This window comes from Variovorax sp. GW821-FHT09D05, from assembly GCF_059416325.1.
Map to the genome: position 1 here is coordinate 231,950 of NZ_JBWKOZ010000002.1, position 23,755 is coordinate 255,704.

Genomic DNA, 23,755 nt, shown 5'->3' on the forward strand with positions numbered 1-23,755 from the left:
AAGGGATTGACACGTTTTTCGGACATCATCCGGTTACTTTTACAGGGAACTGGAAACAAAATGTCGCATTTCGTGCCGACCGGCCTCTCTCGCCGCAGCCTTGCGGCATGGATCGCATCGACAGCTGCCGCGGGCGCAATGCCCGCAGCGCTCTGGCCCACGATGGCCAGCGCGGCCGAACCGCAGCTCGCCACCAAGCTGCGCATCGTCATTCCCGCCAACGAAGGCGGCGGCTGGGACCAGACCGGCCGCGCGCTCGGCGCCGCGATGATCGCGTCGGGCGCGGTGGGCGACATCAGCTACGAGAACATCGGCGGCAAGGGCGGCACCATCGGCCTGGCGAAGTACGTCGAGAAATACGACGCCGACCCCGACACGCTGCTGATGAGCGGCATGGTCATGGTCGGCGCGGTGGCGCTGCAGAAGCCCGCCGTCACGATGGCGCAGGTCGCGCCGGTGGCACGGCTCACCAGCGACTACGAAGTGGTGGCGGTGAAGACCGACTCGCCCATCAAGACCCCGAAGGACCTGATTGCGCAGCTGCGCGCCGATGCTGCAAAGACGGTCATCGCCGGCGGCTCGGCCGGCGGCGTGGATCACATGTACGCCGGCATGCTGGCGCGTGTGGCCGGCAACGCGGGGGCTCTGGTCTACCTGCCGCACCCCGGCGGCGCACAGGTGGTCGAGGCGCTCGAAACGGGCAAGGCGGCCGCCGGCATCTCGGGCTACAGCGAATTCAGCGATCACCTGGCCAGCGGCAAGCTGCGCGCCATCGGCGTGTCATCGAAGCGGCCGTTCCTGGGCATTCCGTCGGTGCGCGAACAGGGAGTGGACGCCGACCTCGCCAACTGGCGCGGCGTGCTCACCGGCAAGAAGGTCCCGGCCGAGCGCAAGGCCGTGCTGCTCGAAGCCGTGCGCCGCGCCACCACGGCCGATGTCTGGCAGAAGACCATCAAGCGCAACAACTGGGACGCGTACTGGATGGCGGGCAAGGACTTCGAGAGCTTCCTCGATCTCGATACGGCGATGGCCGGGCCGCTGATCTATCTGCTCAAGCTGAAGGCCTGATCGCTCGAAGCATCACGCGAAAAGCTCGGGCATTTCGCGCTGCGCCTTCGGCGTGAGCGTGAGCGCCCGCCCGTCGAGCTCCTGCCGCACCCATCCGCGGCGCAACGACAGCTGCAGCCATGCAGCGCCCAGCGCGCCGCCCAGGTGCGGACGGCGCTCGCTCCAGTCGAGGCAGGCGCAGGCAAAGCGGCGGCGCGAGCGCCGCACCGCATTGACCTCGACGCCCAGGCTCTCCAGCGCGATCGCACCTTCGGACGTGAGTTCGTACGAGCCGCTCTGCAGGCCGCTGAGCCAGCCCTGCGCATGCAGCCTGTCGTGCAGCGCGACACCCGCCGTGCCCGCCATGTGGTCGTAGCAGGTGCGCGCGCTGCGCAGGCGGCTCGGCGTGTTCGGCTTGAACTCTGGCGTGCGCGGCGCGCCGGCCACCACCATCAGGCTTTCGAGCGCGGCGGCGACGTCGTCGTTGGCGAGGCGGAAGTAGCGGTGCTTGCCCTGCACCAGCAGATCGACCAGCCGTTCGTCCTTCAGACGCGCGAGGTGCGCGCTGGCGGTCGATGCGGCCACCTCGGCGACGGTGGCGAGCTCGGTGGCAGTGCGCGCGTGGCCGTCCATCAGGCAGCTCAGCATGCGGGCGCGCGCCGGTTCGGCGATGGCGCCGGCCAGGCGGGCCAGCTGGAAATCGGCGGATGAAGCGGTGGTGTCCATGCGCCCATCGTAAGACGGAGCAGCATCCGACACTTCGTTCGCGGACGAAGTATGGCGGCGGCTTCGATCGCACACTGATGCCATGAACGAAAGCAACAGCCCCACCCTCGCCGAGATGCCCGCCGACCCGGTCGCTGCCGTCACGCATGCCGATCCCTATCCGTACTACGCCGCCCTTCGCGACGGGCCGCCGCTCGCTTGGAACGAGAAGCTGCGCCTCTGGGTCGCGAGCCGCGCGGACGTGATCGAAGAGGTGCTGCTCGCGCACGGTGCGTTGCGTGTACGGCCGCCCGCCGAGCCGGTGCCGCGCGCCATCGTGGGCAGTGCGGCCGGCGAGGTTTTCGGCCATCTGGTGCGCATGAACGACGGCGTGGCGCACCAGGCGCACCGGCCCGCTCTGCAACGCGCACTGGCCGGGCTCGCCCTGAACGCGGTGCACGCGGCAGCCCTGCAGATAGCGCTGCGGGTGCCGCAGCAGCAACCGCTGTCCGACGCGCTGTTCTCGATGCCTGTGCAGGCCGTCGCGCACCTGCTGGGTTTTGCCGACGACGCGCTGCCGCAGGTGGACCGGTGGATGCGCGACTTCGTGGCCTGCCTGTCGCCGTTGTCCACGCCCGAGCAGTTGCAGCGTGCGAGCGCCGCGGCGGGCGAATTGATGACGCGCTTTGAAGTTCTGGTGGCAGGCGAGCCGCCACGGCACGGCACGCTGCTCGCCGCCGTGCTCGCCGAAAGTGCGGGCGATGCGCCTCTGTCGCGCTCGCTGCTGGCGAACGTGGCCGGCCTGCTATCCCAGACCTGCGATGCAACGGCGGGCCTGGTCGGCAACAGCCTGATCGCGTTGATGCGCGAGCCTTCGCTGCGCACGTCGACCCGTACACGCGACGGCCTGCAGGCAATCGTCGAGGAGACCGCGCGGCACGATCCGTCAGTGCACAACACACGGCGCTTTGCCGCCGAAGCCGTCACCATCGCCGGCACACCGCTGGCCTCAGGCGATACGGTGCTGGTGCTGCTGGCCTCGGCCAATCGCGACCCGGCGTTCAACCCCGATCCCGACAACTTCATGCTCGTGCGTGCAAAGCGCCGCATGCTCGGCTTCGGCCACGGCATGCATGCGTGCCCCGGCCAGGCCTTGGCATGCACGCTGGCAGCGGCCAGCCTCGACGCCCTGCTGCGTCGCGCGCCCGACCTCGATGCTCAGCGCCTGCGCGGCTGGAGCTACCGGCCGTCGGTCAACGGGCGCATTCCCGTGTTCCACTGACCCGTGCCCGCCAGGTGGGGCGACAGCTGCGCATCGCCCCAGCGAAGCGGCAACGCCGCCGGGCGACGCAAGGCATGCGTGACATGGAAACGCATCAGCCGCTCCGCGCCTTCGAATTCGGCCACCTCGGGCCCGTCCCAAACGATCTCTGCCGTGACTGCCACGTGCAGCAGATCGCCGCTGTCGAAGTCGACGAACAGCAGCCCCGCGCGCGGATGCGCCGCCAGGTTACCGAGCGTGTTGAAGAAGCGGTTGCCGTTGAAGTCCGGCACGGTGAGCACGTCATCGCCGTCGACGCGCACGAAGCCAGGGCGACCGCCGCGGTGCGACACATCGACGCCGTGCGAACTCACATCGGCCTCGTCGCCCGCCGCAACCTCGTTCGGATAGGCGGTGGCGATGAACAACGTGTCGGCACTGCCGATAAGGCGATGCGCCGCAAGGTCGAGCTTGTCGAGCCATTGCGCCTGCGGCGCCGCATCGGCACGCGGCGAAACGAACACCGGCTCGCGCGCCTGGATGTAGCGCGGGCAGTTGCCGAAGCTCTGCTGCACCGCGACCATGAAACCCGCGTCATCGAGCGCCTCGACCGTGCCGTTCATGCGGTTGCGCCGCCGCGTATGCGGCTGGATGCCGAGCAGGCCCAGTGTGGCGCCCTGCTTCAACTGGCCAACGAGCGGATCGCCCGACGCGGGCAGCGCATCGACGCGCAGGTGCGTGGCATCTGGTGAATGCGCGAAGCCGGCAGGTGCCGCGAGCACGCTGGCCCAGGGCTGCATATCCGCGTCAAGGCTGCCAACCACGAGGAACGGCAACAGCCCGAAGAACTCGCGGTGCTGGTCGGGCATGTAGTCGCGAATGACGCGCGGCCCGGCCACCTCCATCTGCTCGCGCGAGCCCGCCAGGGCCTGCAACGCCCGCTCGCCGGCGTGGAACGGCGCGGCGATCATGCGACCGCCGCAAGCCCGATGGGCGTGCGCACCATTGGTACGAAGCCCGGCAAGGCTTCCACGCGCTCAAGCCAGCCGCGCACGTTCGGGTAGGTATCGAGCGCCACGCTGCCTTCGGGCGCATGCGCCACATAGGCGTAGTTCGCGATGTCGGCCAGCGTGGCGGCGGGACCGGCAAGGAAGGGCTGCTGCTGCAGGTGCATCTCCATCACCGAGAGCAACGCATGCGAGCGCTTGACGGTCTCCGTCGGGTCGGTGGTGTGGCCGAACAGCGCCATGATCCGCGCGGCCGCCGGGCCATACGCCAGCGGCCCCGCCGCCACCGAGAACCAGCGCTGCACGCGCGCCGCACCGACGGCATCGCGCGGCATCCAGCGCGCGGGGTCGGACGCATAGCGCTCGTTGAGGTAGACCAGGATGGCGTTGGAGTCGGCCAGCGTAAGGTCGCCGTCCTCGATCACCGGCACCTGGCCGAAGGGGTTGCGCGCCAGGAACTCCGGCGCACGGTTGTCGCGCTTGCGCATGTCGATCTCGACGTTCTCGAAGGGCAGGCCGAGCATCGTGAGGAACAGCCGCACGCGATGCACATGGCCGGAGAGCGTGGTGCCGTAGAGCTTGATGGGCTGGGCGGGGCGATTGGCGGCTGCGGCGTTCATGGAGGCGTTCCTTTTTCGAGATGGCTGGGACAGTGCCTCGATTCTTCTCTCTTGCGCTGAATGAATGAATAGCCATTCCTGTATTTGACTGCTGCGTTTTCCGGTTTAATCGCCCCCATGGATCGTTTCAAGGCCATGCAGACCTTCGTGCAGATTGCCGACCAGGGCAGCCTGACCCGCGCCGCCGAGGCGCTCGGCACCTCGCTGCCCGCGGTGGTGCGCTCGCTCGCTGCGCTGGAGGCGCACCTGGGCGTGCGCCTGTTCCACCGCACCACGCGCCGCCTTTCGCTCACCGAGGAAGGCCGCCACTACCTGTCGAGCGCACGCGAGGTGCTGCTCGCAGCCGACGCCGCCGACCTCGCGCTGAAGGCAGAGGCGCGCGAGCCGGCGGGCCAGCTCACCATCACCGCGCCGGTGCTCTTCGGCCACATGTACGTGGCGCCGGCCATCGTGCGCTTCATGCAGCGCTACGAAAAAGTGCGCTGCAGCGTGCGGCTGTACGACCGCACCGTGAACCTGCTCGAAGAAGGCATCGACGTGGGCATTCGCATCAGCCCGCTGGAAGATTCGTCGCTGGTGGCGCAGACGCTGGGCACCATCCGCCGCGTGGTGGCCGTGAGCCCCGACTACCTGGCGCGGCACGGCACGCCAACGCATCCGCGCGACCTGAACGGCGCGCCCTGCGTGCGAGGCCGCGTCGACGCGCCGGCGCAGTGGCTGTTCCACGAAGGCGGCAAGACGATCAGCGTGACGCCGAACAACCGCCTGGAGTTCAATCACCTCGCGCCGGCCATCGAGTCGTGCGCAGCGGGCATGGGCTTCGGCACCTTCTTCTCGTACCAGGTGATGCCGCACGTGGCGCAGGGACGGCTGAAGCTGGTGCTGGAAGACTTCGAGCCACCGCCGCGGCCGGTGAGCGTGATCTATCCCAATGCGCGGCTGCTGCCCGCGCGCACGCGGGCGTTCATCGAGTGGATGAAGATGGAGTTCAGCGGGCTCAGGCTCTAGGTGCAGTTGCCATTGCAGCTGCAGTTGCGGGGCAATTCGCGACTGTCGAGCAGGCAGATTTCCGAGTCCTGCTTCAGCACCGGCCAGCCGTCGCGCTCGAGCTGTCCGGTCACGGCCGATACGCGCGACGTGAATTCCTCCAGGGATTCGCAGCTGCGCAGCGTCACGAAGCAGGTGCAGGCTTCCTCACGCAGGCTGTCTCGCGACAACTGCGCGCCGTGCGCCTCGCACAGCTGCTGCAGCGCAGACATGTCGCACTGTTGCTGGCGCAGCTTGCCGCGCCACTCGAAATACTGGCCGTCGCAGTCGAGCTGGTCGGCGTCCTGCACAGGCGCATCGACCTTCACGCCCAACACTGCCATGCCCGCCCGCGCCAGCCATTGCGCCAGCGCCATCGCTTCGGCCTTGGCTTCTTCGAGATCGGCGCGCAACCAGGCGGTAGCCGAGAGCTGCCGATTTCGCTCGCCGCCGTTGTCGCGGTGATGGTCGATCAGCAGCGGCCGCAGCCCGATCTGCTCGCACACCGCGACAAAGAACGGGATCTGCGATTCGTGCGGCACATCGCAGGTCAGGTGAAGTTCCAGCCTGCTCTTCATGGCACGACCACCGGCGCAGGCAAAGGCAGGCCATCGCAGAGCGCGGCGGCATCGCTCGCCATGCCGCGCACCGCCTCTTCGAGGCCGAGATTCAGCACCGACATGAACTCGCCATTGGCGCTGGCCCAGTTGGTGCGCGTCCCCATGCCGTGGTACTGGCGCAAGACAGTCTCGCCGCCGGGCAGGCGGTAGTTCACCTTGAGCACGACGTGCGAAACCAGGTTCAGATCGACCGACCACGCGTGGGCCAGGCGCAGGGCCACGTCCGCAGTCACCTGCCTGGCACCGGCGCTCGCGGGCGGTGCGCCCAGCACTGTCTGGAACCCGTAGCGGCTCGTCGACTGCAGCGCGCCGCGCGTCCACCCGGTGGCGTCGCCGCTGCGCAGCGACTGCACGGACCGGGGCGTGGCGTGCACCGTCGGCAGCATCACGGTGAGGTTGCCGGCATTGGCCTTGTTGCTGCGCGCATCTTCGATCGACGGCAGGTACAGCGTGCAGCCGCGCGCGAGTCGCAGCGACACGGCCGGCACGCTGTTGGGGCGTTCGGCCGGCTCGGGCGCGGGCTCGAAAACCATGGGGAGCGGCTCGCTCTCGGTGACGGCATGCGAGAGAGTGGGCATGGCGCAGAGTACGGCCAGAGTGGTGGCGATGGCAAGTCCTTGGCGTGGCCTCATGGGGCGGTGTTCCTGACCGAATACATGGCGCCGTCCTGGTCGCGGAACAGCACGCGGCCGGGCTGCTCGTCGAAGCTCTGGCCGGCCAGTGTCACCCACGAACCGTTGACATTGAATCGCGCAGTCTTAACGCCACCTGAACGGGCGCCGGCAATGTCCAGCGCGACCGCATGCAGGGTCTGTGCCATCGACTCGCGCATCACGCCGCGCAGCACCTGCCCGTCGTTCGCGGTGAGCCTTCGCAGCACGGCAGCGCGCGCGGTGCCGCCGATGGGCGTCTGGAAGATGGCAGAGGCGCGATAGCTCGGCTCGCTGCGGCCGTCCTGCCAGAGCAGGGCCGAGGTGCGCGTGGTGAAGGCACCGAGGCCTGGCTCCAGCGCGTATTGCAGCAACAGCACCATGTAGGCGGGGCCAGTTTTCGTGGCAGCGATGCGGGCCTCCTGCTCGGCCTTCAGCGGCATCGCCGCGAGCACCTGCGAGGAGCGGATCTTCAGCGGGAACGAGCTCGGCTCGGCAAGCAGCGTGGTCAGCGCCTTGCCCGCCTCCACGCGGTAGTCGTAGTCGAGCAGCGGGCCGACGATGGCCTGCACTTCGGCGCTCATCTCCTTCTGGCGCGTTTGCTGCACCGACGAGTCGATCAGCGCGCCGATCAGCCCGCCGCCGGTGGCCGCGCTCACGCCGGGGGGCTGCGCGGAGAACATGAAGCTCTCCTGCGCGACGACGACGCGTACGTCGACTTCCTGGACCTTGTTGCGGTCCGCAGCCGCCAGGGGCCGATGAAAAGGTGCGCAGGCGCTGAGCAGCAGCGCAGCCGACAGCACCAACCAGAAACGCAGCATCCTTGGGCCTCCCACCGCGCAATGCAACTGGGCGTCGATTGTGAGGCCGCCGGGACGTGGTTCGACTCGGGTTATCGAGGGCTTGGAGCGCCCGTGATTTTCAGGTGACTGCGTCAGAATGGTTGTGTGCCGCCCACATCCTCTTCCCCTTCCCCCGCACCTCTCTTTCACGCCAGCCACTTGCGCAAGCGCTATGGCGACACCACGGTCGTCGACGACTTGTCGTTCGAGATCGCGCCCGGCGAATGCCTGGGCGTGATCGGCCCGAACGGCGCGGGCAAGACCACCACCATCCGCATGTGCCTGGGCCTCACCGCGCCCGACGGTGGTGACATCTCGGCACTCGGGCTGCAGATGCCGCGCGACGCACTGGCCATCAAGGCGCAGCTGGGCGTGGTCACGCAGTTCGACACGCTCGACCCGGATTTCAGCTGCGCCGAGAACCTCGTGGTGTACGGCCGCTACTTCGGCTTCAGCAAGGCGCATGTGCGCGCACGCGTGCCGCAGCTGCTGGAGTTCGCGGCGCTGTCGCACAAGGCCGATGCGAAGCCGGGCGAGCTCTCGGGCGGCATGCGGCGGCGGCTGTCGCTGGCGCGTGCGCTGGTCAACGACCCGAAGCTGCTGCTGCTCGACGAACCGACCACCGGCCTCGACCCGCAGGCGCGGCACCTGATGTGGGAACGGCTGCAGGTGCTGCTGCAGCAGGGGAAGTCGATCTTGCTGACCACGCACTTCATGGACGAGGCCGAGCGCCTGTGCTCGCGCCTGCTGGTGCTCGACCATGGCCGCAAGATCGCCGAAGGCCGCCCACGCGACCTCATTGCCGAGCACCTGGAGCCCGACGTGGTCGAGGTGTATGGCAACGGCGCGCTGTCGCTGGCGGAATCGCCCGAGCTGAAGGCGATGGCGGCACGCGTGGAAGTCAGCGGGGAGACGGTGTTCTTCTACACGCAGGACGCGCGGCGGCTGCTCGATGCGCTGACGCAGCACAGCGGCCTGCGCACCTTTCATCGGCCGGCGAATCTGGAGGACCTCTTCCTCAAGCTCACCGGCCGCCAGATTCGCGAGGACGGCTAGATCATGAACACGACGACAACGACGACCGCACCGATTGCAGCGACCGCGCCTCCTTCGCCTTCAGTATGGCGCCCGCCCGAAATCTCGCTGCGCTGGTGGCCCGTGTTTTTGCGCAACCTGCTGGTGTGGCGCAAGCTCGCCATCCCCAGCCTGATCGGAAACATCGCCGAACCGCTGATCTGGCTCGTGGCCTTCGGCTACGGCATGGGCGCGCTGGTGGGGCAGGTGTCGGTCGACGGCGTGAAGGTGCCCTACATCCTGTTCCTGGCGAGCGGGTCGATCTGCATGAGCGCGATGAACGCAGCGAGCTTCGAGGCGCTTTATTCGGCGTTCTCGCGCATGCACGTGCAGAAGACCTGGGACGGCATCATGAACGCGCCCGTCGGACTCGACGACATCGTGATGGCCGAAATGCTGTGGGCGGCGTTCAAGTCGATCTTCACCGTGACGGCGATCCTGTTCGTGATGCTCGGGCTGGGCATCAGCCACAGCCCGAAGCTCATCGTTGCGTGGATGGTGCTGATCGGGGCGGGCATCACCTTCTCGTCGATCGCGCTGATCTTCAATGCGCTGGCGAAGGGCTATGACTTCTTCACGTACTACTTCACGCTCTTCATGACGCCGATGATGTTCCTGAGCGGCGTGTTCTTTCCGCTCGAGCAACTGCCCTCCGCAGTCAAGGCCGTGGCGGCGTGGCTGCCGCTGACGAATGCGGTGGCATTGGTGCGGCCGCTGTTCATGGACCAGTGGCCGACCGACTGGTGGCTGCACGCGGCGGTGCTGGCTGTGTATGCAGTAGTGGCGTTCTGGATTGCGTTGGCGTTGACGCGCAAGCGGTTCAAGGGGTGAGGCTGGGTCTCTTCATCACCTACAGCTGCATGACTCCCGCGGTCCGGGCCCGCACTTCAGGCGAAGCCAGGCAAGTGGCAACCGCCTCGTAGCCAGGCGCGCCGGGATAGGGCGCCACCTGGGTCGGCGGGCTGTGGTTGGCGGGGCAGAGGAGGATGGTTTCGTCCGGGCCGACGGCAGTCAGGTCGAGGATGGCGCAGGAACGGGTGAGCATGAAGAGGGGCCGCACGCCGGGCCCGCGGCGGCGCAGCCAGGCAATCAATGCCTCCTGGGTTGCGTGGTCGAGGCCTTGTTCGATCATGTCGATGACCAGAGCGTCCGGTCCGTCGGCCTGCAGCCCCGCGAGCAATGCGATCAAGGCATCCGACGGCGTGGCGCCGTCTTCCACGAGCCAGGTCAGGGCTTCGTCGACGCGGGACTTCAGCAGGGAATCACCATCCAGCCGCGACTTTGCTGCTGCCACCTCGTCATCTTCAAGCCTCTCCAGGCCCAGCATGGCGGCGTTGGGCAATGCATTGGCGAGGCACTGCGCCAGCCGGGTCTTGCCACTGCCTAGCGGACCAATGATGTAGTTCAGGGCGCGGATGTCGCGAAGCTCGAAGAGCTCCCCGCCCCATGGCCACGGCAGTTCGAATGCGACGCGGACCTCTGCAGCAGGTGCCAGCAGGCCTGTGAGTTCGCCGATGCTCGGCGTCCGGCCTTGCGCCAGTTCGCTTCGCAAGCCACGGACCTTGTCGACCGTGCGAGCAAGCTGGCGAAGCTGCGCCTCCAGCGCTGTCTGGTGCGCCGCCAGCGTTGGCTCCAGTCCTTGGGAATTGCCTTCCAGCGCCCGCTCCACCTGCGCAAGGCTGAAGCCGAGCGCGCGAAGCGCGACGATCTCGGCGGCCCGGGACATCTCCTTCTGGCCATACGCCCGCCACCCCGCCGCGGTACGACCAGGCGCCACCAACCCGCGCTGCTCATAGAGCCGCAAGGCCTTGGCCGAAACACCGAGCCGCCTCGCGGCTTCGGATGGACTGAAAGAGCGAGCGGTGGATTGCATGAAGAGAACCTTTTTCGACGTTCTTCCCTTTTTAAGGGCTGCCCCAGGGGCCGGGTCAACAGGCGGACATGAAAGTTGGATTCACTGGCCTTGCAGGTTCAGAATGCCCGTTCCCGGCAGACTGTAGCCTCCGTTGAAACCAACGCTTGCAAATTAGATTGCACACAATCTAATTGCTCGCTACAATTCAGCCCATGCGCTCCAACCCAGTCCCCACCGACGAAATGCTCAAGCTGGACAACCAGCTGTGTTTTGCCGTGTACTCCGCCTCCCTGGCCATGACGCGGCTCTACAAGCCGGTGCTGGAAAAGCTGCAGCTCACCTACCCCCAATACCTCGTGATGCTCGCCCTCTGGGAGCAAGACGGCCTCATGGTCTCCGAGCTCGGCGAGAAGCTCTCGCTCGACTCGGGCACGCTCACGCCGCTGCTCAAGCGCCTCGAAGCCAACGGCTACGTGGCCCGTGTGCGCGACGTGGCCGACGAGCGCCGCGTGCACATCACGCTGACAGCCGCCGGCCGCAGGCTCAAGAGCCGCGCATCGAACGTGCCGGCCTGCCTGATGGCCGCCACCGAATGCTCGGTGCCCGAACTGATTTCGCTCACCCAGCAGATCCAGACCCTGCGCGACCGCATCAAGAAGGCAGCCTGACGCAGCGCAACATTTTTCTCCCGCTTCGGTCGATCCCATCAAGAGAGAACGAAGCCTTTCACCACCCTCCCTCCACTTCATCATCACCAAAGGAATCACCATGACCACCAAGCTCGACAAAGTTCTCTACACCGCAGAAGCTCACACCGTCGGCGGCCGTGACGGCGCAGGCAAGTCCAGCGATGGCGCTATCGACGTCAAGCTGAGCTCGCCCGGTTCCGGCAAGCCCGGCACCAACCCCGAGCAGCTGTTCGCGGTCGGCTATGCCGCCTGCTTCATCGGCGCGATGAAGGCCGTCGGCCCGAAGATCGGCGTGAAGGTGCCTGAAGACGTCGCCATCGACTCCAGCGTTTCCCTTGGCCCGACGAACGGCGGCGCGGCTTACGGCATCGCCGTGAAGCTGGCGATCACGTTGCCCGGCCTGGATGCAGATGCCAAGCAGAAGCTGGTCGACACCGCTCACCAGGTTTGCCCCTACTCGAACGCCACCCGCGGCAACATCGACGTGGAACTGACGATCGCCTAAAAGCTCGTTGCGCGCGCGAACAAGCGGTCCGGCCACAAGCCGGACCGCTTTTTTCATGCCCGCCGATGTCTCACGGGTGACGCCAAAACGCGGCGCGAGATAGCGCCTTTCATCAAGCTTGGCTAACGTAGCTGGACACCAACTGCCAGGAGCCTCGCTCATGAGCACCACCAGCTTCCTCATCCGCAAAGACCAGCTCGCCACCACGCGCCTGCACACCGCCACCGACGAAGCGCTCGCCGACGGCCAGGTGCGCGTGCGCATCGACAGCTTTGCGCTCACTTCCAACAACATCACGTATGCCGCCTTCGGTGACGCGATGAGCTACTGGCAGTTCTTCCCGAGCGGCGAAGAGGGCTGGGGCAGCATTCCCGTGTGGGGCTTTGCGAGCGTGGTGCAGTCGCTGCACCCGGGTGTGCCGGTGGGCGAACGGCTCTACGGCTACTGGCCAATGGCTTCAGCCGCGGTGCTGAGCCCCGGGCGGCTCTCGCCCGAGCGCTTCACCGACGTGGCGCCGCACCGCGCAGAGCTGCCCGCCGTCTACAACCAGTACTTCCGCTGCGCGAGCGACGCGCTCTACACGGCCGACACCGAAGACACCCAGGCCCTGCTGCGCCCGCTGTTCATCACCTCGTGGCTGATCGACGACTTCATGGCCGACAACGATTTCTTCGGCGCGAAGACCATGCTGCTGTCGAGCGCATCGAGCAAGACGGCCTACGGCACCGCCTTCCAGCTGCACCAGCGCGAGGGCATCGAGGTGATCGGCCTGACCTCGCCCTCCAACGTGGCCTTCTGCGAAAGCCTGGGCTGCTACGACCGCGTGGTGACCTACGAAGCACTCGACACCATCGCGGCCGACACGCCCTGCGTGTACGTCGACTTCGCCGGCAACGGCGCGCTGCGCAACGCCATCCACGAGCGCTTCACGAATCTCGCATACAGCAGCTCCATCGGCGGCACGCACGTCGAGCAGCTTGCAACCAAGGGCGCGGGCAAGGACTTGTCGGGCCCGCGCGCCACGCTGTTCTTCGCACCGGCGCAGATCAAGAAGCGCACCACCGAATGGGGCCCCGACGAATTCGGGCGCCGCATGGTCGCGGCCTGGCACAACTTCCTGGCCACCGTCACCGATGCGAAGGCCCCCTGGCTGCACGCCGAACACCACGATGGCGGCGAGGCAGTGCAGGCCGCCTACGCGCAGGTGCTCGCGGGCAAGGGCGACCCGCGCACGGGCCATATCCTTTCTCTTTACAAACAACCTGCAAGCGCGTGAGCCCGCGGGGCGCCGTGTGGCGACAATCGCCGCATGACCCTTTCTTCCGCGGCGCCCGCGAACACACATCCTTACGAGAGCCTCACGCCAGACGTGGTGCTCGACGCGCTCGCGACGCTCGGCCTGTACGGCGACGGCCGGCTCACAGGCCTGAACTCCTATGAAAACCGGGTCTACCAGGTCTACCTGGAAGACCCGAACCCACATCCGGCAGTGGTGGTCAAGTTCTACCGCCCCGGCCGCTGGAGCGAAGCCGAGATCCTCGAAGAGCACGGCTTCTCGCTCGAACTGGCCGCCGGCGAAGTGCCGGCCGTGCCGCCGCTGGCCTTCGAAGGCAAGACGCTGCATCACCACGCCGGCTTCGCCTTCAGCGTGAGCCCCTACCGCGGCGGCCGCGCACCAGAGCTCGACAACTTCGAGGTGCTCGAATGGGTGGGCCGCTTTCTGGCGCGCATCCATACCGTGGGCAGCGCCAAGCCTTTCGAGGCCCGCCCCGCGCTCGACCTGCAGACCTTCGGCCTCGACTCGCGCGACTGGCTGCTGGAGAACGACAAGATTCCGCTCGACATGCAGCGCGACTGGGAAAAGATCTGCAACGAGGCGCTGGACATGGTTCGCGCGACCGCCCTCGCGCTGCAGCCACCGGCCTCCGACTTCAAGCCCCGCAAGCTGCGCCTGCATGGCGACGTGCATCCCGGCAACATCCTGTGGACGCCCACCGACCGCCCCGGCGGCGGCCCGCACTTCGTCGACCTCGACGACGCGCGCACCGGCTTCGCGGTGCAAGACCTGTGGATGCTGCTGTCGGGCGACCGCGCACAGCGCACGTCGCAACTGTCGGGCCTGCTCGACGGCTACGAGCAGTTCCGCGAATTCGACCGCCGCGAGCTGGCGCTGATCGAACCGCTGCGCACGCTGCGGCTCATCCACTACAGCGCCTGGCTGGCGCGGCGCTGGGAAGACCCGATCTTCCCGATCAACTTTCCGTGGTTCGGCTCCAGCGACTACTGGAAGGGGCAGATCCTCGTGCTGGAAGACCAGTGCGAGCAGATGGCCGAAGAGCCCCTTTACGCCTAGAAATGTCGGCCCCCCGGCTTTTCACTCCGCTTCGCTGCGTGTAATTCTCCACCCCCCAAGGGGGAGGCCCGGCCGCCTTGGGGCGGCACGGCGGCGGCCGGCTGCGCGTCGACCACGCCCTGCAGCAGCCGCTCGACCAGCACATTGGCCGGCCCGTTGCGCCAGATGCCATAGGCCTCCGATTGCGCCACCACCCGATCGAGCGGCCTGAACACCGCGCCGCGCAGGGCCGAATGCCGCATCGCCTGCGGCACCAGCGCCACGCCCATGCCCTGCGACACCAGCGAGACCACGGCCAGCCAATGGCGCACCTCGTGGCGCACCTCGGGCAGAAAGCCCGCGTCGGCGCAGATCGACAGGATGCGCTCGTGATAGTCGGGTGAAGCCTCGCGCGAGAACAGCACGAAGGGCTGCTCGCGCAGGTCGGCCGGCGCCAGCACCCGCTTGCGCGCCAGCGCATGCCCAGCCGGCAGGCAGGCCACGAAGGGTTCGGACAGCAACAGCCGGTGCTGCAGTTCGAGCGGCACGCGGCGCGTGTGGGCAAAGCCGATGTCCAGCCGGTCGTTCAGCAGCTCGGTGATCTGCACGCCGGAGTTGAGTTCGCTCAGCGTGATGCGCACCGCCGGGTGCTTCGCCTGGAAGGCACGCAGCGCCTGCGGCAGGCCCCGGTACAGCATCGCGCCCACGAAGCCGATGCGCAGCCGCCCTGCCGAGCCCAGCGCCACGTCGCGCGCCTCGATGGCGGCTTCTTCCGCCTGCAGCAGCACGCGCCGCGCCGAAATGCGCAGCGCCTCGCCGGCGGGCGTGAGCCGCACTTCCTTGCTGTTGCGCTCGAACAGCCGCGCGCCCACGTTGTCTTCCAGCTGCCGGATCGCCACCGACAGCGGCGGCTGCGAGATCGACAGGCGCCGCGCTGCCCGCCCGAAGTGCAGTTCTTCGGCGAGCACGGAGAAGTAGCGCAGGTGCCGCAGTTCCATGGATAGTCAGATCGAATCGAACAAGACCAAATCGATATTAGACACGGATCGTCGCGGCTTCAACAATGCGCCAAACCAAGGAAACCATGGAGACAAAGCGCATGTCCGCAGAGCACGCCCATCCGATCCCCGATCGCCACGGCCAGAACCTGTTCACCACCGACGCCGAGCTGCACGCGCTGCTCGCGCTCTACCTGCCCGAAGACCTGCGCCGCCACATGCAGCCGCACTTCGAGCGCCTGGGCGGCCTCGCGGGCGGCCTGCTCGACGACCTGGCCGGCACCGCCGACCGCAACCCGCCCGTGCTGAAGCAACGCACGCGCACCGGCCTCGACGAGCAGAAGGTCGTGAAGCACCCCGCGTACGTCGAAATGGAACGCCTCGCGCTCAGCGAATTCGGCCTGGCCGCCATCTCGCATCGCGACGACACGCTGGGCTGGAAAGGCAAGGTGCCGCCGCTGGTCAAGTACGTGCTGACCTACCTGTTCGTGCAGGCCGAGTTCGGCCTGTGCTGCCCGGTGTCGATGACCGACTCCCTCACGCGCACGCTGAAGAAGTTCGGCAGCCCGGAGCTGCTCGCAAAGTACCTGCCGCGCCTGACATCTCTCAACTTCGACGAGCTGGCGCAAGGTGCGATGTTCATGACCGAGCAAGCCGCCGGCTCCGACATTGCCGCCACCGCCACGATGGCGCACCAGGAAGTCGACGGCAGCTGGCGCCTTGCCGGCGACAAGTGGTTCTGCTCCAACCCCGATGCCGACTTCGCGATGGTGCTGGCACGCGCCGACGACGGCTTGCCCGGCATGAAGGGCGTGTCGCTGTTCCTGCTGCCGCGCCGGCTCGAAGATGGCAGCCTCAACCACTACCGAATCATCCGGCTGAAGGACAAGCTGGGCACGCGCTCGATGGCCAGCGGCGAGATCCGCCTCGAAGGCGCGGTCGCGTACCTCGTGGGTGAAGCGGGCCGCGGCTTCGTGCAGATGGCAGACATGGTCAACAACTCGCGCCTGTCGAACGGCGTGCGCGCTGCCGGCCTGATGCGCCGTGCGGTGGCCGAGGCCGAGTTCATTGCATCCGAGCGCCGCGCCTTCGGCCGCACGCTCGACCAGATGCCGCTGATGCAGCGCCAGCTCGACAAGCTGCGCCTGCCGGCCGAGCAGGCGCGCACGATGGTGTGCCAGACGGCGCTGGCACTGGCCCGCTCCGACGCAGCCGAGCCTGATGCGTATGCGCTGCTGCGCATCCTTACGCCGCTCATCAAGTTCCGCGCCTGCCGCGATGCGCGCAAGGTCACGGGCGATGCGATGGAAGTGCGTGGCGGCTGCGGCTACATCGAGGAATGGAGCGATGCGCGCCTCGTGCGCGACGCGCACCTGGGCTCGATCTGGGAAGGCACGAGCAACATCGTGGCGCTCGACGTGATTCGCGCGGTGAAGCGCGAAGGCTCGCTGCCCGTGCTGCGCGCGCACTGCGCGAAGCTGCTGGGCGATGCGGCGCTCGCTCCTGGCTTCGCGAAGGCCTTGCGCGATGCACTCGACCGCGCCGCAGCGCTGACCGAAACCGCCGCGCGTGAAGGCGGCGACGTGCTCGCGCGGCAGGCCGCATCGGCGCTTTATCACTGCACCAGCGCCATCGCGATGGCCTGGGAGGCCGCACGCAGCGGCTCCGCACCACGCATGCACTGGGCGCAACTGGTGCTGCTGCACCGCGTGCTGCCGCGTGATCCGCTCTCGCCCGATGCCATGCCCGCGGACTGGAATGCCGCCACCGGTCAATCCACGACGGTGCCGGCCTGAGCCTCTTTCCCTCTTACAAAAACGGAGACATCCCTTGAAACGCTTCCCCTTCCTGCTGGCAGCCTGCGCCGCGCTGCTGACAGCAATGCCCGCAGCGCAAGCCGCCGACGCCTTCCCCACCAAGCCCCTGATGCTGGTCGTGCCCTTCCCGCCCGGCGGCCCCACCGACGCGATGGCCCGCACGCTGGCCGCCGAGATGAAGGACCGCCTCGGCCAGTCCATGATCGTGGAGAACCGCGCAGGCGCCGGCGGCAACATCGGCGCCGAATACGTGGCGCGCGCCGAGGCCGACGGCCACACGCTGCTGTTCGGCACCTCGGGCCCGTTGGCCATCAACGCGAGCCTGTACCGCAAGATCAACTACGACCCGGTGAAGAGCTTCGCGCCGGTGATCCAGGTCGGCTACCTGCCCAACATCCTGGTGGTGAACCCCGCCCTGCCCGTGAAGACCGTGCCGGAGCTCGTGGCCTACGCCAAGGCCAACCCCGGCAAGCTCAGCTATGCATCGTCGGGCAACGGCGCGTCGTCGCACCTCGCGGGCGTGCTCTTCAACTCGGTAGCGGGCACCGACCTGCAGCACATTCCCTACAAAGGCACCGGCCCCGCGCTCAACGACCTGCTGGGTAACCAGGTCAGCATGACCTTCACTGACATCCTCACCGCGCTGCCTTACGTCAAGGCCGGCAAGCTGCGCGCACTGGGCGTGGCCACCGTCGCGCGCTCGCAGGCGCTGCCCGACGTACCGACGATTTCGGAGCAGGGCTACAAGGGCTACGACGTGAGCGTGTTCTTCGGCATCGTCGCGCCGGCCGGCACGCCAGCCGACCGCGTTAGCAAGCTCAACCATGCTTTCGCCGAAGTGCTGAACTCGCCCAAGGTGAAGCAGATGTTCGCGGCGCAGGGTCTGGAAACACCCACCGATACGTCGCCGCAGAGGCTTGGCCAGTTCATTGGCACGGAGTCTGTGAAGTGGAAGGACGTGGTGAAGAAGTCGGGGGCACAGCTCGATTGATGCCGTCATTCGGGGCGCGCTCACGCCGACGGGGTACCTTGCTCCGCGAATGTCCCCCGGCCTGCGGCCTCCTCCTTTATTTCGCTGCGCAAGGCACCCCATCGGCGTGATCGTTCAGCGCAGCGGTTAAACCGCCGGAACAAGCATGGCGTTCCCTGTGCACAGGGCGCCGGGTACTCCCCGCAGCGAAATAAAGGAGGAGGCCGAAGGCCGGGGGACATTCGCGGAGGGGAGTACCCGGTGGCCTGTGCACTCGCCCCGAATGAACGAACAAGGCAAATCCAAGGACCAGAAATGACACAAGCCCAAGGCGCCCTCGCAGGCATCCGAGTACTAGATATCTCCCGCATCCTCGGCGGCCCCTACTGCGGCCAGATCCTCGGCGATCACGGAGCCGACGTGCTCAAGGTCGAGCCGCCACAGGGCGACGACACGCGCACATGGGGCCCGCCCTTCAGGGAAGGCGTGGCCTCGTACTACCACGGGCTCAACCGCAACAAGCGCGTGCAGCACCTCGACTTCTCGACGGAAGAAGGCCGCACTGCACTGCTCGCGCTGGTGGCCGAAGCCGACGTGCTGATCGAGAACTTCAAAACCGGCACGATGGAACGCTGGGGCATCGGCTACGAAACGCTGTCGCAGCGCTTTCCGCGCCTCGTGTGGTGCCGCGTGTCGGGCTTCGGCGCCGACGGCCCGCTGGGTGCGCTGCCGGGCTATGACGCCGCCGTGCAGGCCATGACCGGCATCATGAGCATCAACGGCGAAGCCGACGGTGGACCGCTGCGCGTGGGCCTGCCGGTGGTCGACATGGTGACCGGGCTGAACGCGGTCATCGGCGTGCTGCTCGCTCTGCAGGAGCGCCAGCGCAGCGGGCGTGGGCAGTTCGTGGAGGCAGCGCTGTACGACAGCGGCCTGTCGCTGCTGCATCCGCACGCGGCCAACTGGTTCATGGACGGCACCGAGCCGCGCCGCACCGGCAATGCGCATCCGAACATCTATCCGTACGACGCGCTGGCCACCGGCACCGACCCGGTGTTCGTGGCCGTGGGCAACGACCGGCAGTTCGCCAGCCTGTGCCGCTGCATCGGACTGCCCGATCTGGCGGACGATCCGCTCTACCGCACGGCCGGCGCGCGCTCGGTGCACCGCGACGGACTCAAGCAGCAACTCGAGGCGGCGATGGCGGCCTTCGATGGCCGCGCGCTGGTCGAGCAACTGATGGCGGCCGGCGTGCCCGCCGCGCCAGTGCTGCCAGTCGATGCCGCGTTGCAGCATCCGCACACGCTGCACCGCGAGATGGTGGTGGAGATGCCCGGTGGCTATCGCGGCATCGGCGCGCCGGTGAAGCTGAGCCGCACGCCGGCAAGCTACCGGCATGCGCCACTCACGCCGGGCGATGCCTTCCTGCCGCTGGACGACTCAATGGAGCAGTGATGATCGGCCGCGGCCGATGCCGTAGTACGCGATGCCCACGGACTCGACCTCCGCGGCGTCGTAGACATTGCGGCCATCGAAGATCGCCGGCGTGCGCAGTGCCTTCGCGATGCCCGCGAAATCAGGCCGCCGGAACTCCGCCCACTCGGTGACGAGCGCCAGTACATCGGCGCCCTGCAGCGCCTCTTGCGCCGTGTCGCACCAGCGCACGTCATCGCGCTCGCCGATGAGGCCGCGTGCGTTCGGCATTGCCGCCGGGTCGTATACCTGCACGCGCGCACCGGCGGCCCACAGCCGCTCCAGCAGCACGAGGCTCGGCGCATCGCGCATGTCGTCGGTATCTGGCTTGAAGGCCAGGCCCCACACGGCGATGGTCTTGCCCGCGATGCGGCCTTCGAAGTGGTGCGTCATCAGGTCGAACAGCCGGCTCTTCTGCTCGTGGTTCGTGGCCTCGACAGCCGAGAGGATGCGAAGCGCATGGCCGTCGCGGTCGGCCGCGTACCTCAGCGCCCGCACGTCCTTCGCGAGGCACGAGCCACCATAGCCCGCACCGGCTTGCAGAAAGTCGGGCCCGATGCGCCGGTCAGCGCCGATGCCGCGCCGCACCATCTCGATGTCGGCACCCGCATGCTCGGCCAGGCGGGCCATCTCGTTCATGAAGCTGATGCGGGTGGCGAGCATGGCGTTGGCCGCGTACTTGGTGAGCTCGGCCGAGCGGCGGTCCATCACCAGCAACTGCCTTGTCGGGTCCTCGACGAAGGGTTCGTAGAGCCGGGCCAGCAACTCGACGGCCCATGGGTTTCCGCTGCCGATCACCACGCGGTCGGGCCGCCGGCAGTCGCGCACGGCCGAGCCTTCGCGCAGGAACTCGGGGTTCGCCGCCACCGCGATGCGAAGCCGCGCGCCGCGTTGCGAAAGCTCGCCGCTCAATACTGCCTCGACCTGGTCGGCAGTGCCCACCGGCGCGGTCGACTTGCACACGACCACCGCCTCGCGGTCGCGGTGCCGCCCGATGCCGGCGGCCACGGCCATCACATGGCGCAGGTCGACGCGGCCTTCGGCGTCGGCGGGCGTGTTCACCACGATGAAGAGCACGTCGCCATGCAGGCAGGCCGTGCGCTCGTCGGCGGTGAACTGCAGCGTTCCGGCGGCCAGGCCAGCGGCCACCAGCGCCTCCAGGTCCGGTTCATGCAAGGGCATCAGGCCGCGCTGCAGCCCTTCGATGCGAGCCAAATCCGCGTCCGCGCACAGCACTTCGTGGCCCGCTTCAGCCAGGCAGGCGGCAAAGCTCAGGCCCACGTAGCCGGCGCCGAAGATGCTGACTTTCATGGGCGAGCCCATGGCGCACGGCACTGGTGGCGGGCGCGGTTGTGCGATAAAAGCAGGATGCAAGCCTTCAAAACAATGTCCGGACAGGAAAATTCGATGATGCCCGATCAAGTTGCCGCGCGTTGCGCGCTGGTCCTGGAGACCAACAACCTGCGCGGCGGAGCCGATGCCGAGGCCAAGGCGGGCACCAGCCTGCAGCGTCTCGTCGCCCTGCTGGCGAAGCAGAAACTGCCGCTCACCGCGCTCGCACAGGTGGTCGTCACGCACGACGGGCTGAGCCCGGCCACCTGCGAGGCCGTGAGCAAGCTCGCAGGCTGCCCGGTCGACTTCGTGCGCATCGATGCCGCCACCGGTTATTACGACGCCAAGAATGTCGGCTTCGAGGCCACCGATGCGCAGCGCTGCACGCACGTGGTGTTCGCCGACGCCGACTGCCTGCCCGACGACGACTGGCTGCTGCAGATGCTGCTGCCGTTCACCCGAAGCGACGCGCCCGCCGTGGTGGCTGGCCGCACCAGCTACGCGGCCAACGTGGTCGGCACCGCGCTCACGACCATCGACTTCATGTACTTCCCCAACGTCGACCATGCCGGCGCCACGAGCAACTTCTACGCGAACAACGTGGCCTTCCGCCGCGACGTGTTCGAGCAGCACAGCTACCAGGCGCTCGACGGCGTGTACCGCGCGCACTGCCAGGTGCTGGGCATGCGGCTGAAGGCGGCGGGCGTGCCGATCCACTACGCGGCACAGGCCCACACCGAACACCGCCTGCCCGATACGCGCGCCGAGGCGCTCAAGCTGCGCTGGATGCGCGGGCAGGACACGTACTCGCTCACGCCGCACCTGCTGCGCAGCTACGTATCGCCGCGCTGGCAGTGGCTCGCGAAGAGCGGGCCGATAGGGCCGCTGGCCGTGCTGTTCACCCGGCTGGGGTTCAGCGTGAAGGCGCTCAATCATCAAGACCTGCCGCCGCTGCGCGGGCTGCGCTGGCTCGCGGGCATGGCGTTGATCCTCGGCTTCTCGGCGGTCGACATGCTGGGTGCGTTCGCGCGCGGCATCGGGTGGCACACCACGGGCAGCACTAACGCCGACGCGCAGGCGCTTTCGTATCACCGGCCCTGAACGCCTTTCGCGCCTTCCTTCTCTTCCAGAAGAACAACAAGACAAGAACATGCCAATTCGCTCTTCATTCATCGCTCGCCAGCTGACGCTCGGCCTCGCGCTCGCAGGCGCCTTCACGCTGGCAAGTGCCGCCGACTTTGTCGGCCGCGGCGTCTTCAACTTCAAGTCCGACGCCGGCTGCCCCTTCGCCGCGCTCGCGGGCCCCGGCAACGACTGCAACCGCCTCGCCCTCGACGACCCCGACACCCGTGCCGCGCTCGACAGCGCCGCGCACACCATCCGCTTCGTCAACACGCGCAGCTACAACGAGAAAACCATCGTCGGCGACGTGCTGTTGCAAGGTTCCGGCCAGGCGCGCAGCGGCCAGCGCGTGCCGCTGACCTTTCATGCGCTGCTGAGCCGTTCGGGCAGCGAGTGGTCGGTGAGCAGCCACGCCCACTCGCCCATGGGCGGCGAGTTCAGCGACATCCGCATCGACCCGTACCAGATCGTGGTGGTGAACGAGGCGACCACCGACCATGTGCTGCTCACAGCCGACCAGGTCGTCGAGGCGCTGGCCAAGCCTTCGCTGACCGCGCGCCTGGCCAACGTGCTGGTGCAGGTGGAAGACAACCGCACGAATGGCGCAAGGGACGCCGACATCACCATCGGCCTCGGCCTGAGCAAGGCCTCGAAGTCGGTGGCGCGCGCGCGCTTTCATGCGCCGGCCGCCAGGGGGATGCAACTGGCCGAGGCCATGCAGCAGGGCAACTGGACGCTGGAGCTGCAGGCGCTGAGCGGCCAGATCCCGCACCAGGTGGTGCAGCGCGACATGTTCCTGTACGGGCTCGAATCGCAGTCGCTGCTGCAGCCGTTGCTGCAGCGCGGCTTCCGCAAGAACGAGAAGCTCGTGCTCGGCGCTACCAACGGCAAGGGCTATGTGCGCTACGACGGCCAGCAACGCGAATTCGCGGGTGCCGATGCCGCCGCGCGCGCCTTCCTGCAGGACAGCTTCATCGGGCTGGTGCTGGGCTGGCAGCAGCAGACACCACAGACCACGAAGGCCAAGGCCGATGGCCGCTGAGCCAGCCGACGACATCGCAGCCGGCTTCGACTGCCTCTCTGCGCCCACCTTGCGCGGCTGGCCGGCCCTGCAGGCCCGCCTCGTGCACCACGTCAAGCGCGCCGCACTGCGCCAGCTGCATGCGAGCAATGCGGGCGAGATGCTGTTGCTGCGCTTCTATCTGGTGGGCGAGGAATCATCCGAGCAGGCGCTGCAGCGCGAACTGCGCATCGCCCCGCCCGAGTGGCTGGTGCGCCAGCTCGACCAGCACCTGGCCGACGAGCAACACCATGCGCGCCTGTTCGCGCAGGCCATCGTCGAGCGCGGCGGCAACGCGCAGGCGGCAGCTTCACCCGAAGAGGCGCCGCAGCCCGACTGGTTCAGCCGCCGCAAGCTCGCGCGCTGGCAGGCGCTCATTCGCCGCCATGCGCCACACTTTGCGCACGGCGGGCTGGTGCCGGCCTATGCCATCGGTCTCTCGGCCGAGCAGATGGCCTCGCGCATCCTGCAGCGCCATTGCGCGCTGATCGGCCCGCAACATGCGCTGCACCCGCTGCTGTCGCGCGTGCTGATTGATGAAGACCGCCACATCCGTCTGTGCAGCCACACCTTGCAGCGCTGCGTGGCGCCGCACGAACAGGCGCGGCTCGCGCAACTGATGCGCGAGGTGCGCGACACCGAGCGCGGCTTCGGCGTCACGGGCGCGCTAGGCATGTGGATCGCCGGCGTGGCGCTGCGGCTGCGCCCCGGCGCCACGCGGCCGGTGCAGCACCAGCATCACGCCTGAGC

General features: G+C 67.8%; 24 protein-coding genes. 15 read left to right on the plus strand and 9 right to left on the minus strand.

Annotation, left to right across the window (positions count from 1 at the left end; translation table 11 throughout):
* Positions 1–60: 60 nt before the first annotated feature.
* Entirely contained in the window at positions 61–1,068 is a 1,008-nt protein-coding gene (locus AC07O3_RS05670) for a Bug family tripartite tricarboxylate transporter substrate binding protein (RefSeq protein WP_495338794.1), read from the plus strand.
* Positions 1,069–1,080: 12 nt separating this feature from the next.
* Here the strand turns inward: AC07O3_RS05670 and AC07O3_RS05675 are convergent, their stop codons facing one another.
* Entirely contained in the window at positions 1,081–1,773 is a 693-nt protein-coding gene (locus tag AC07O3_RS05675) for an ArsR/SmtB family transcription factor (RefSeq protein ID WP_495338795.1), read from the minus strand.
* A gap of 82 nt (positions 1,774–1,855) precedes the next feature.
* Between AC07O3_RS05675 and AC07O3_RS05680 the strand changes: the two genes are divergently transcribed.
* Positions 1,856–3,034 (plus strand): cytochrome P450, encoded by a 1,179-nt coding sequence (locus tag AC07O3_RS05680; RefSeq protein WP_495338796.1) that lies wholly within the window; start codon positions 1,856–1,858, stop codon positions 3,032–3,034.
* Here AC07O3_RS05680 and AC07O3_RS05685 read toward each other — a convergent pair.
* The gene (locus tag AC07O3_RS05685; protein ID WP_495338797.1) at positions 2,992–3,984 is read right to left on the minus strand and encodes a flavin-nucleotide-binding protein; all 993 of its coding nucleotides are present in this window, start codon (positions 3,982–3,984) and stop codon (positions 2,992–2,994) included. The two genes, AC07O3_RS05680 and AC07O3_RS05685, sit on opposite strands and share 43 nt — an antisense overlap.
* The gene (locus AC07O3_RS05690) at positions 3,981–4,640 is read right to left on the minus strand and encodes a glutathione S-transferase family protein (protein ID WP_440532890.1); all 660 of its coding nucleotides are present in this window, start codon (positions 4,638–4,640) and stop codon (positions 3,981–3,983) included. Before AC07O3_RS05690 ends, AC07O3_RS05685 begins: the two co-directional genes overlap by 4 nt.
* A 117-nt stretch (positions 4,641–4,757) precedes the next feature.
* On the opposite strand from AC07O3_RS05690, the gene AC07O3_RS05695 reads away from it, so the two are divergent.
* A complete protein-coding gene (locus AC07O3_RS05695; protein ID WP_093058682.1) occupies positions 4,758–5,648 on the plus strand; it encodes a LysR family transcriptional regulator in 891 nt (296 codons plus the stop codon).
* Here the strand turns inward: AC07O3_RS05695 and AC07O3_RS05700 are convergent.
* The 3 genes from AC07O3_RS05700 to AC07O3_RS05710 are packed head-to-tail and all read right to left on the minus strand — an operon-like array spanning position 5,645 to position 7,757.
* Entirely contained in the window at positions 5,645–6,244 is a 600-nt protein-coding gene (locus AC07O3_RS05700; RefSeq protein ID WP_256216968.1) for a hypothetical protein, read from the minus strand. The two genes, AC07O3_RS05695 and AC07O3_RS05700, sit on opposite strands and share 4 nt — an antisense overlap.
* Positions 6,241–6,918, minus strand: coding sequence for a hypothetical protein (locus tag AC07O3_RS05705; RefSeq protein WP_097197757.1), 678 nt, complete (start codon positions 6,916–6,918; stop codon positions 6,241–6,243). Before AC07O3_RS05705 ends, AC07O3_RS05700 begins: the two co-directional genes overlap by 4 nt.
* Positions 6,915–7,757: a hypothetical protein gene (locus tag AC07O3_RS05710; protein ID WP_097197756.1), complete on the minus strand. Its 843-nt coding sequence runs from the start codon at positions 7,755–7,757 to the stop codon at positions 6,915–6,917. Before AC07O3_RS05710 ends, AC07O3_RS05705 begins: the two co-directional genes overlap by 4 nt.
* 126 nt (positions 7,758–7,883) lie before the next feature.
* Here AC07O3_RS05710 and AC07O3_RS05715 point away from each other — a divergent pair, with 126 nt between their 5' ends.
* Both AC07O3_RS05715 and AC07O3_RS05720 read left to right on the plus strand, forming a co-directional pair.
* A complete protein-coding gene (locus tag AC07O3_RS05715) occupies positions 7,884–8,834 on the plus strand; it encodes an ATP-binding cassette domain-containing protein (RefSeq protein WP_307616927.1) in 951 nt (316 codons plus the stop codon).
* A 3-nt stretch (positions 8,835–8,837) separates the two neighbouring features.
* Positions 8,838–9,683, plus strand: a complete 846-nt coding sequence (locus AC07O3_RS05720; protein WP_093058678.1) for an ABC transporter permease — start codon at positions 8,838–8,840, stop codon at positions 9,681–9,683.
* Positions 9,684–9,702: 19 nt separating this feature from the next.
* Here the strand turns inward: AC07O3_RS05720 and AC07O3_RS05725 are convergent, their stop codons facing one another.
* Complete coding sequence (locus AC07O3_RS05725; RefSeq protein ID WP_495338798.1) at positions 9,703–10,725, minus strand: MerR family transcriptional regulator; 1,023 nt, start codon at positions 10,723–10,725, stop codon at positions 9,703–9,705.
* A 194-nt stretch (positions 10,726–10,919) separates the two neighbouring features.
* Between AC07O3_RS05725 and AC07O3_RS05730 the strand changes: the two genes are divergently transcribed.
* The 4 genes from AC07O3_RS05730 (at position 10,920) to AC07O3_RS05745 (ending at position 14,254) form a co-directional block, all read left to right on the plus strand.
* A complete protein-coding gene (locus tag AC07O3_RS05730) occupies positions 10,920–11,375 on the plus strand; it encodes a MarR family winged helix-turn-helix transcriptional regulator (protein ID WP_495338799.1) in 456 nt (151 codons plus the stop codon).
* 100 nt (positions 11,376–11,475) lie between these two features.
* A complete protein-coding gene (locus AC07O3_RS05735) occupies positions 11,476–11,901 on the plus strand; it encodes an organic hydroperoxide resistance protein (protein ID WP_093058675.1) in 426 nt (141 codons plus the stop codon).
* Positions 11,902–12,061: 160 nt separating this feature from the next.
* A complete protein-coding gene (locus AC07O3_RS05740) occupies positions 12,062–13,177 on the plus strand; it encodes a DUF2855 family protein (protein WP_495338800.1) in 1,116 nt (371 codons plus the stop codon).
* A 33-nt stretch (positions 13,178–13,210) separates the two neighbouring features.
* On the plus strand, positions 13,211–14,254 hold the full coding sequence (locus AC07O3_RS05745) for a serine/threonine protein kinase (protein ID WP_495338801.1): 1,044 nt from the start codon (positions 13,211–13,213) through the stop codon (positions 14,252–14,254).
* Here AC07O3_RS05745 and AC07O3_RS05750 read toward each other — a convergent pair.
* Positions 14,251–15,231 (minus strand): LysR family transcriptional regulator, encoded by a 981-nt coding sequence (locus tag AC07O3_RS05750; RefSeq protein WP_495338802.1) that lies wholly within the window; start codon positions 15,229–15,231, stop codon positions 14,251–14,253. The two genes, AC07O3_RS05745 and AC07O3_RS05750, sit on opposite strands and share 4 nt — an antisense overlap.
* 101 nt (positions 15,232–15,332) lie before the next feature.
* Here AC07O3_RS05750 and AC07O3_RS05755 point away from each other — a divergent pair, with 101 nt between their 5' ends.
* The 3 genes from AC07O3_RS05755 (at position 15,333) to AC07O3_RS05765 (ending at position 19,473) form a co-directional block, all read left to right on the plus strand.
* Complete coding sequence (locus AC07O3_RS05755) at positions 15,333–17,027, plus strand: acyl-CoA dehydrogenase family protein (protein ID WP_495338803.1); 1,695 nt, start codon at positions 15,333–15,335, stop codon at positions 17,025–17,027.
* Positions 17,028–17,061: 34 nt separating this feature from the next.
* Entirely contained in the window at positions 17,062–18,039 is a 978-nt protein-coding gene (locus AC07O3_RS05760; RefSeq protein WP_495338804.1) for a Bug family tripartite tricarboxylate transporter substrate binding protein, read from the plus strand.
* Between the two features lie 294 nt (positions 18,040–18,333).
* Positions 18,334–19,473: a CaiB/BaiF CoA transferase family protein gene (locus AC07O3_RS05765; protein WP_426390674.1), complete on the plus strand. Its 1,140-nt coding sequence runs from the start codon at positions 18,334–18,336 to the stop codon at positions 19,471–19,473.
* Here the strand turns inward: AC07O3_RS05765 and AC07O3_RS05770 are convergent.
* Positions 19,459–20,802, minus strand: a complete 1,344-nt coding sequence (locus AC07O3_RS05770; protein WP_495338805.1) for a UDP-glucose dehydrogenase family protein — start codon at positions 20,800–20,802, stop codon at positions 19,459–19,461. The genes AC07O3_RS05765 and AC07O3_RS05770 overlap by 15 nt on opposite strands.
* A gap of 96 nt (positions 20,803–20,898) precedes the next feature.
* Here AC07O3_RS05770 and AC07O3_RS05775 point away from each other — a divergent pair, with 96 nt between their 5' ends.
* From AC07O3_RS05775 to AC07O3_RS05785, 3 genes are read left to right on the plus strand one after another with little or no spacing between them, the layout of a single operon-like run.
* Positions 20,899–21,924 (plus strand): glycosyltransferase family 2 protein, encoded by a 1,026-nt coding sequence (locus tag AC07O3_RS05775; protein ID WP_495338806.1) that lies wholly within the window; start codon positions 20,899–20,901, stop codon positions 21,922–21,924.
* Between the two features lie 49 nt (positions 21,925–21,973).
* Positions 21,974–22,987, plus strand: coding sequence for a hypothetical protein (locus tag AC07O3_RS05780; protein ID WP_495338807.1), 1,014 nt, complete (start codon positions 21,974–21,976; stop codon positions 22,985–22,987).
* The gene (locus AC07O3_RS05785; RefSeq protein ID WP_495338808.1) at positions 22,977–23,753 is read left to right on the plus strand and encodes a hypothetical protein; all 777 of its coding nucleotides are present in this window, start codon (positions 22,977–22,979) and stop codon (positions 23,751–23,753) included. The genes AC07O3_RS05780 and AC07O3_RS05785 overlap by 11 nt, the downstream gene beginning before the upstream one ends.
* The last annotated feature ends 2 nt before the right edge of the window (positions 23,754–23,755 follow it).

Bases quoted from the DNA above. Each gene is read 5' to 3' on its own strand.
- AC07O3_RS05690 (WP_440532890.1), bottom strand. From the start codon at position 4,640: ATGAACGCCGCAGCCGCCAATCGCCCCGCCCAGCCCATCAAGCTCTAC.
- AC07O3_RS05735 (WP_093058675.1), top strand. From the start codon at position 11,476: ATGACCACCAAGCTCGACAAAGTTCTCTACACCGCAGAAGCTCACACC.
- AC07O3_RS05770 (WP_495338805.1), bottom strand. From the start codon at position 20,802: ATGAAAGTCAGCATCTTCGGCGCCGGCTACGTGGGCCTGAGCTTTGCC.
- AC07O3_RS05765 (WP_426390674.1), top strand. From the start codon at position 18,334: ATGACACAAGCCCAAGGCGCCCTCGCAGGCATCCGAGTACTAGATATC.
- AC07O3_RS05775 (WP_495338806.1), top strand. From the start codon at position 20,899: ATGATGCCCGATCAAGTTGCCGCGCGTTGCGCGCTGGTCCTGGAGACC.
- AC07O3_RS05740 (WP_495338800.1), top strand. From the start codon at position 12,062: ATGAGCACCACCAGCTTCCTCATCCGCAAAGACCAGCTCGCCACCACG.
- AC07O3_RS05785 (WP_495338808.1), top strand. From the start codon at position 22,977: ATGGCCGCTGAGCCAGCCGACGACATCGCAGCCGGCTTCGACTGCCTC.
- AC07O3_RS05670 (WP_495338794.1), top strand. From the start codon at position 61: ATGTCGCATTTCGTGCCGACCGGCCTCTCTCGCCGCAGCCTTGCGGCA.
- AC07O3_RS05730 (WP_495338799.1), top strand. From the start codon at position 10,920: ATGCGCTCCAACCCAGTCCCCACCGACGAAATGCTCAAGCTGGACAAC.
- AC07O3_RS05780 (WP_495338807.1), top strand. From the start codon at position 21,974: ATGCCAATTCGCTCTTCATTCATCGCTCGCCAGCTGACGCTCGGCCTC.
- AC07O3_RS05755 (WP_495338803.1), top strand. From the start codon at position 15,333: ATGTCCGCAGAGCACGCCCATCCGATCCCCGATCGCCACGGCCAGAAC.
- AC07O3_RS05745 (WP_495338801.1), top strand. From the start codon at position 13,211: ATGACCCTTTCTTCCGCGGCGCCCGCGAACACACATCCTTACGAGAGC.
- AC07O3_RS05685 (WP_495338797.1), bottom strand. From the start codon at position 3,984: ATGATCGCCGCGCCGTTCCACGCCGGCGAGCGGGCGTTGCAGGCCCTG.
- AC07O3_RS05680 (WP_495338796.1), top strand. From the start codon at position 1,856: ATGAACGAAAGCAACAGCCCCACCCTCGCCGAGATGCCCGCCGACCCG.
- AC07O3_RS05700 (WP_256216968.1), bottom strand. From the start codon at position 6,244: ATGAAGAGCAGGCTGGAACTTCACCTGACCTGCGATGTGCCGCACGAA.
- AC07O3_RS05750 (WP_495338802.1), bottom strand. From the start codon at position 15,231: ATGGAACTGCGGCACCTGCGCTACTTCTCCGTGCTCGCCGAAGAACTG.
- AC07O3_RS05675 (WP_495338795.1), bottom strand. From the start codon at position 1,773: ATGGACACCACCGCTTCATCCGCCGATTTCCAGCTGGCCCGCCTGGCC.
- AC07O3_RS05695 (WP_093058682.1), top strand. From the start codon at position 4,758: ATGGATCGTTTCAAGGCCATGCAGACCTTCGTGCAGATTGCCGACCAG.
- AC07O3_RS05710 (WP_097197756.1), bottom strand. From the start codon at position 7,757: ATGCTGCGTTTCTGGTTGGTGCTGTCGGCTGCGCTGCTGCTCAGCGCC.
- AC07O3_RS05725 (WP_495338798.1), bottom strand. From the start codon at position 10,725: ATGCAATCCACCGCTCGCTCTTTCAGTCCATCCGAAGCCGCGAGGCGG.
- AC07O3_RS05720 (WP_093058678.1), top strand. From the start codon at position 8,838: ATGAACACGACGACAACGACGACCGCACCGATTGCAGCGACCGCGCCT.
- AC07O3_RS05705 (WP_097197757.1), bottom strand. From the start codon at position 6,918: ATGAGGCCACGCCAAGGACTTGCCATCGCCACCACTCTGGCCGTACTC.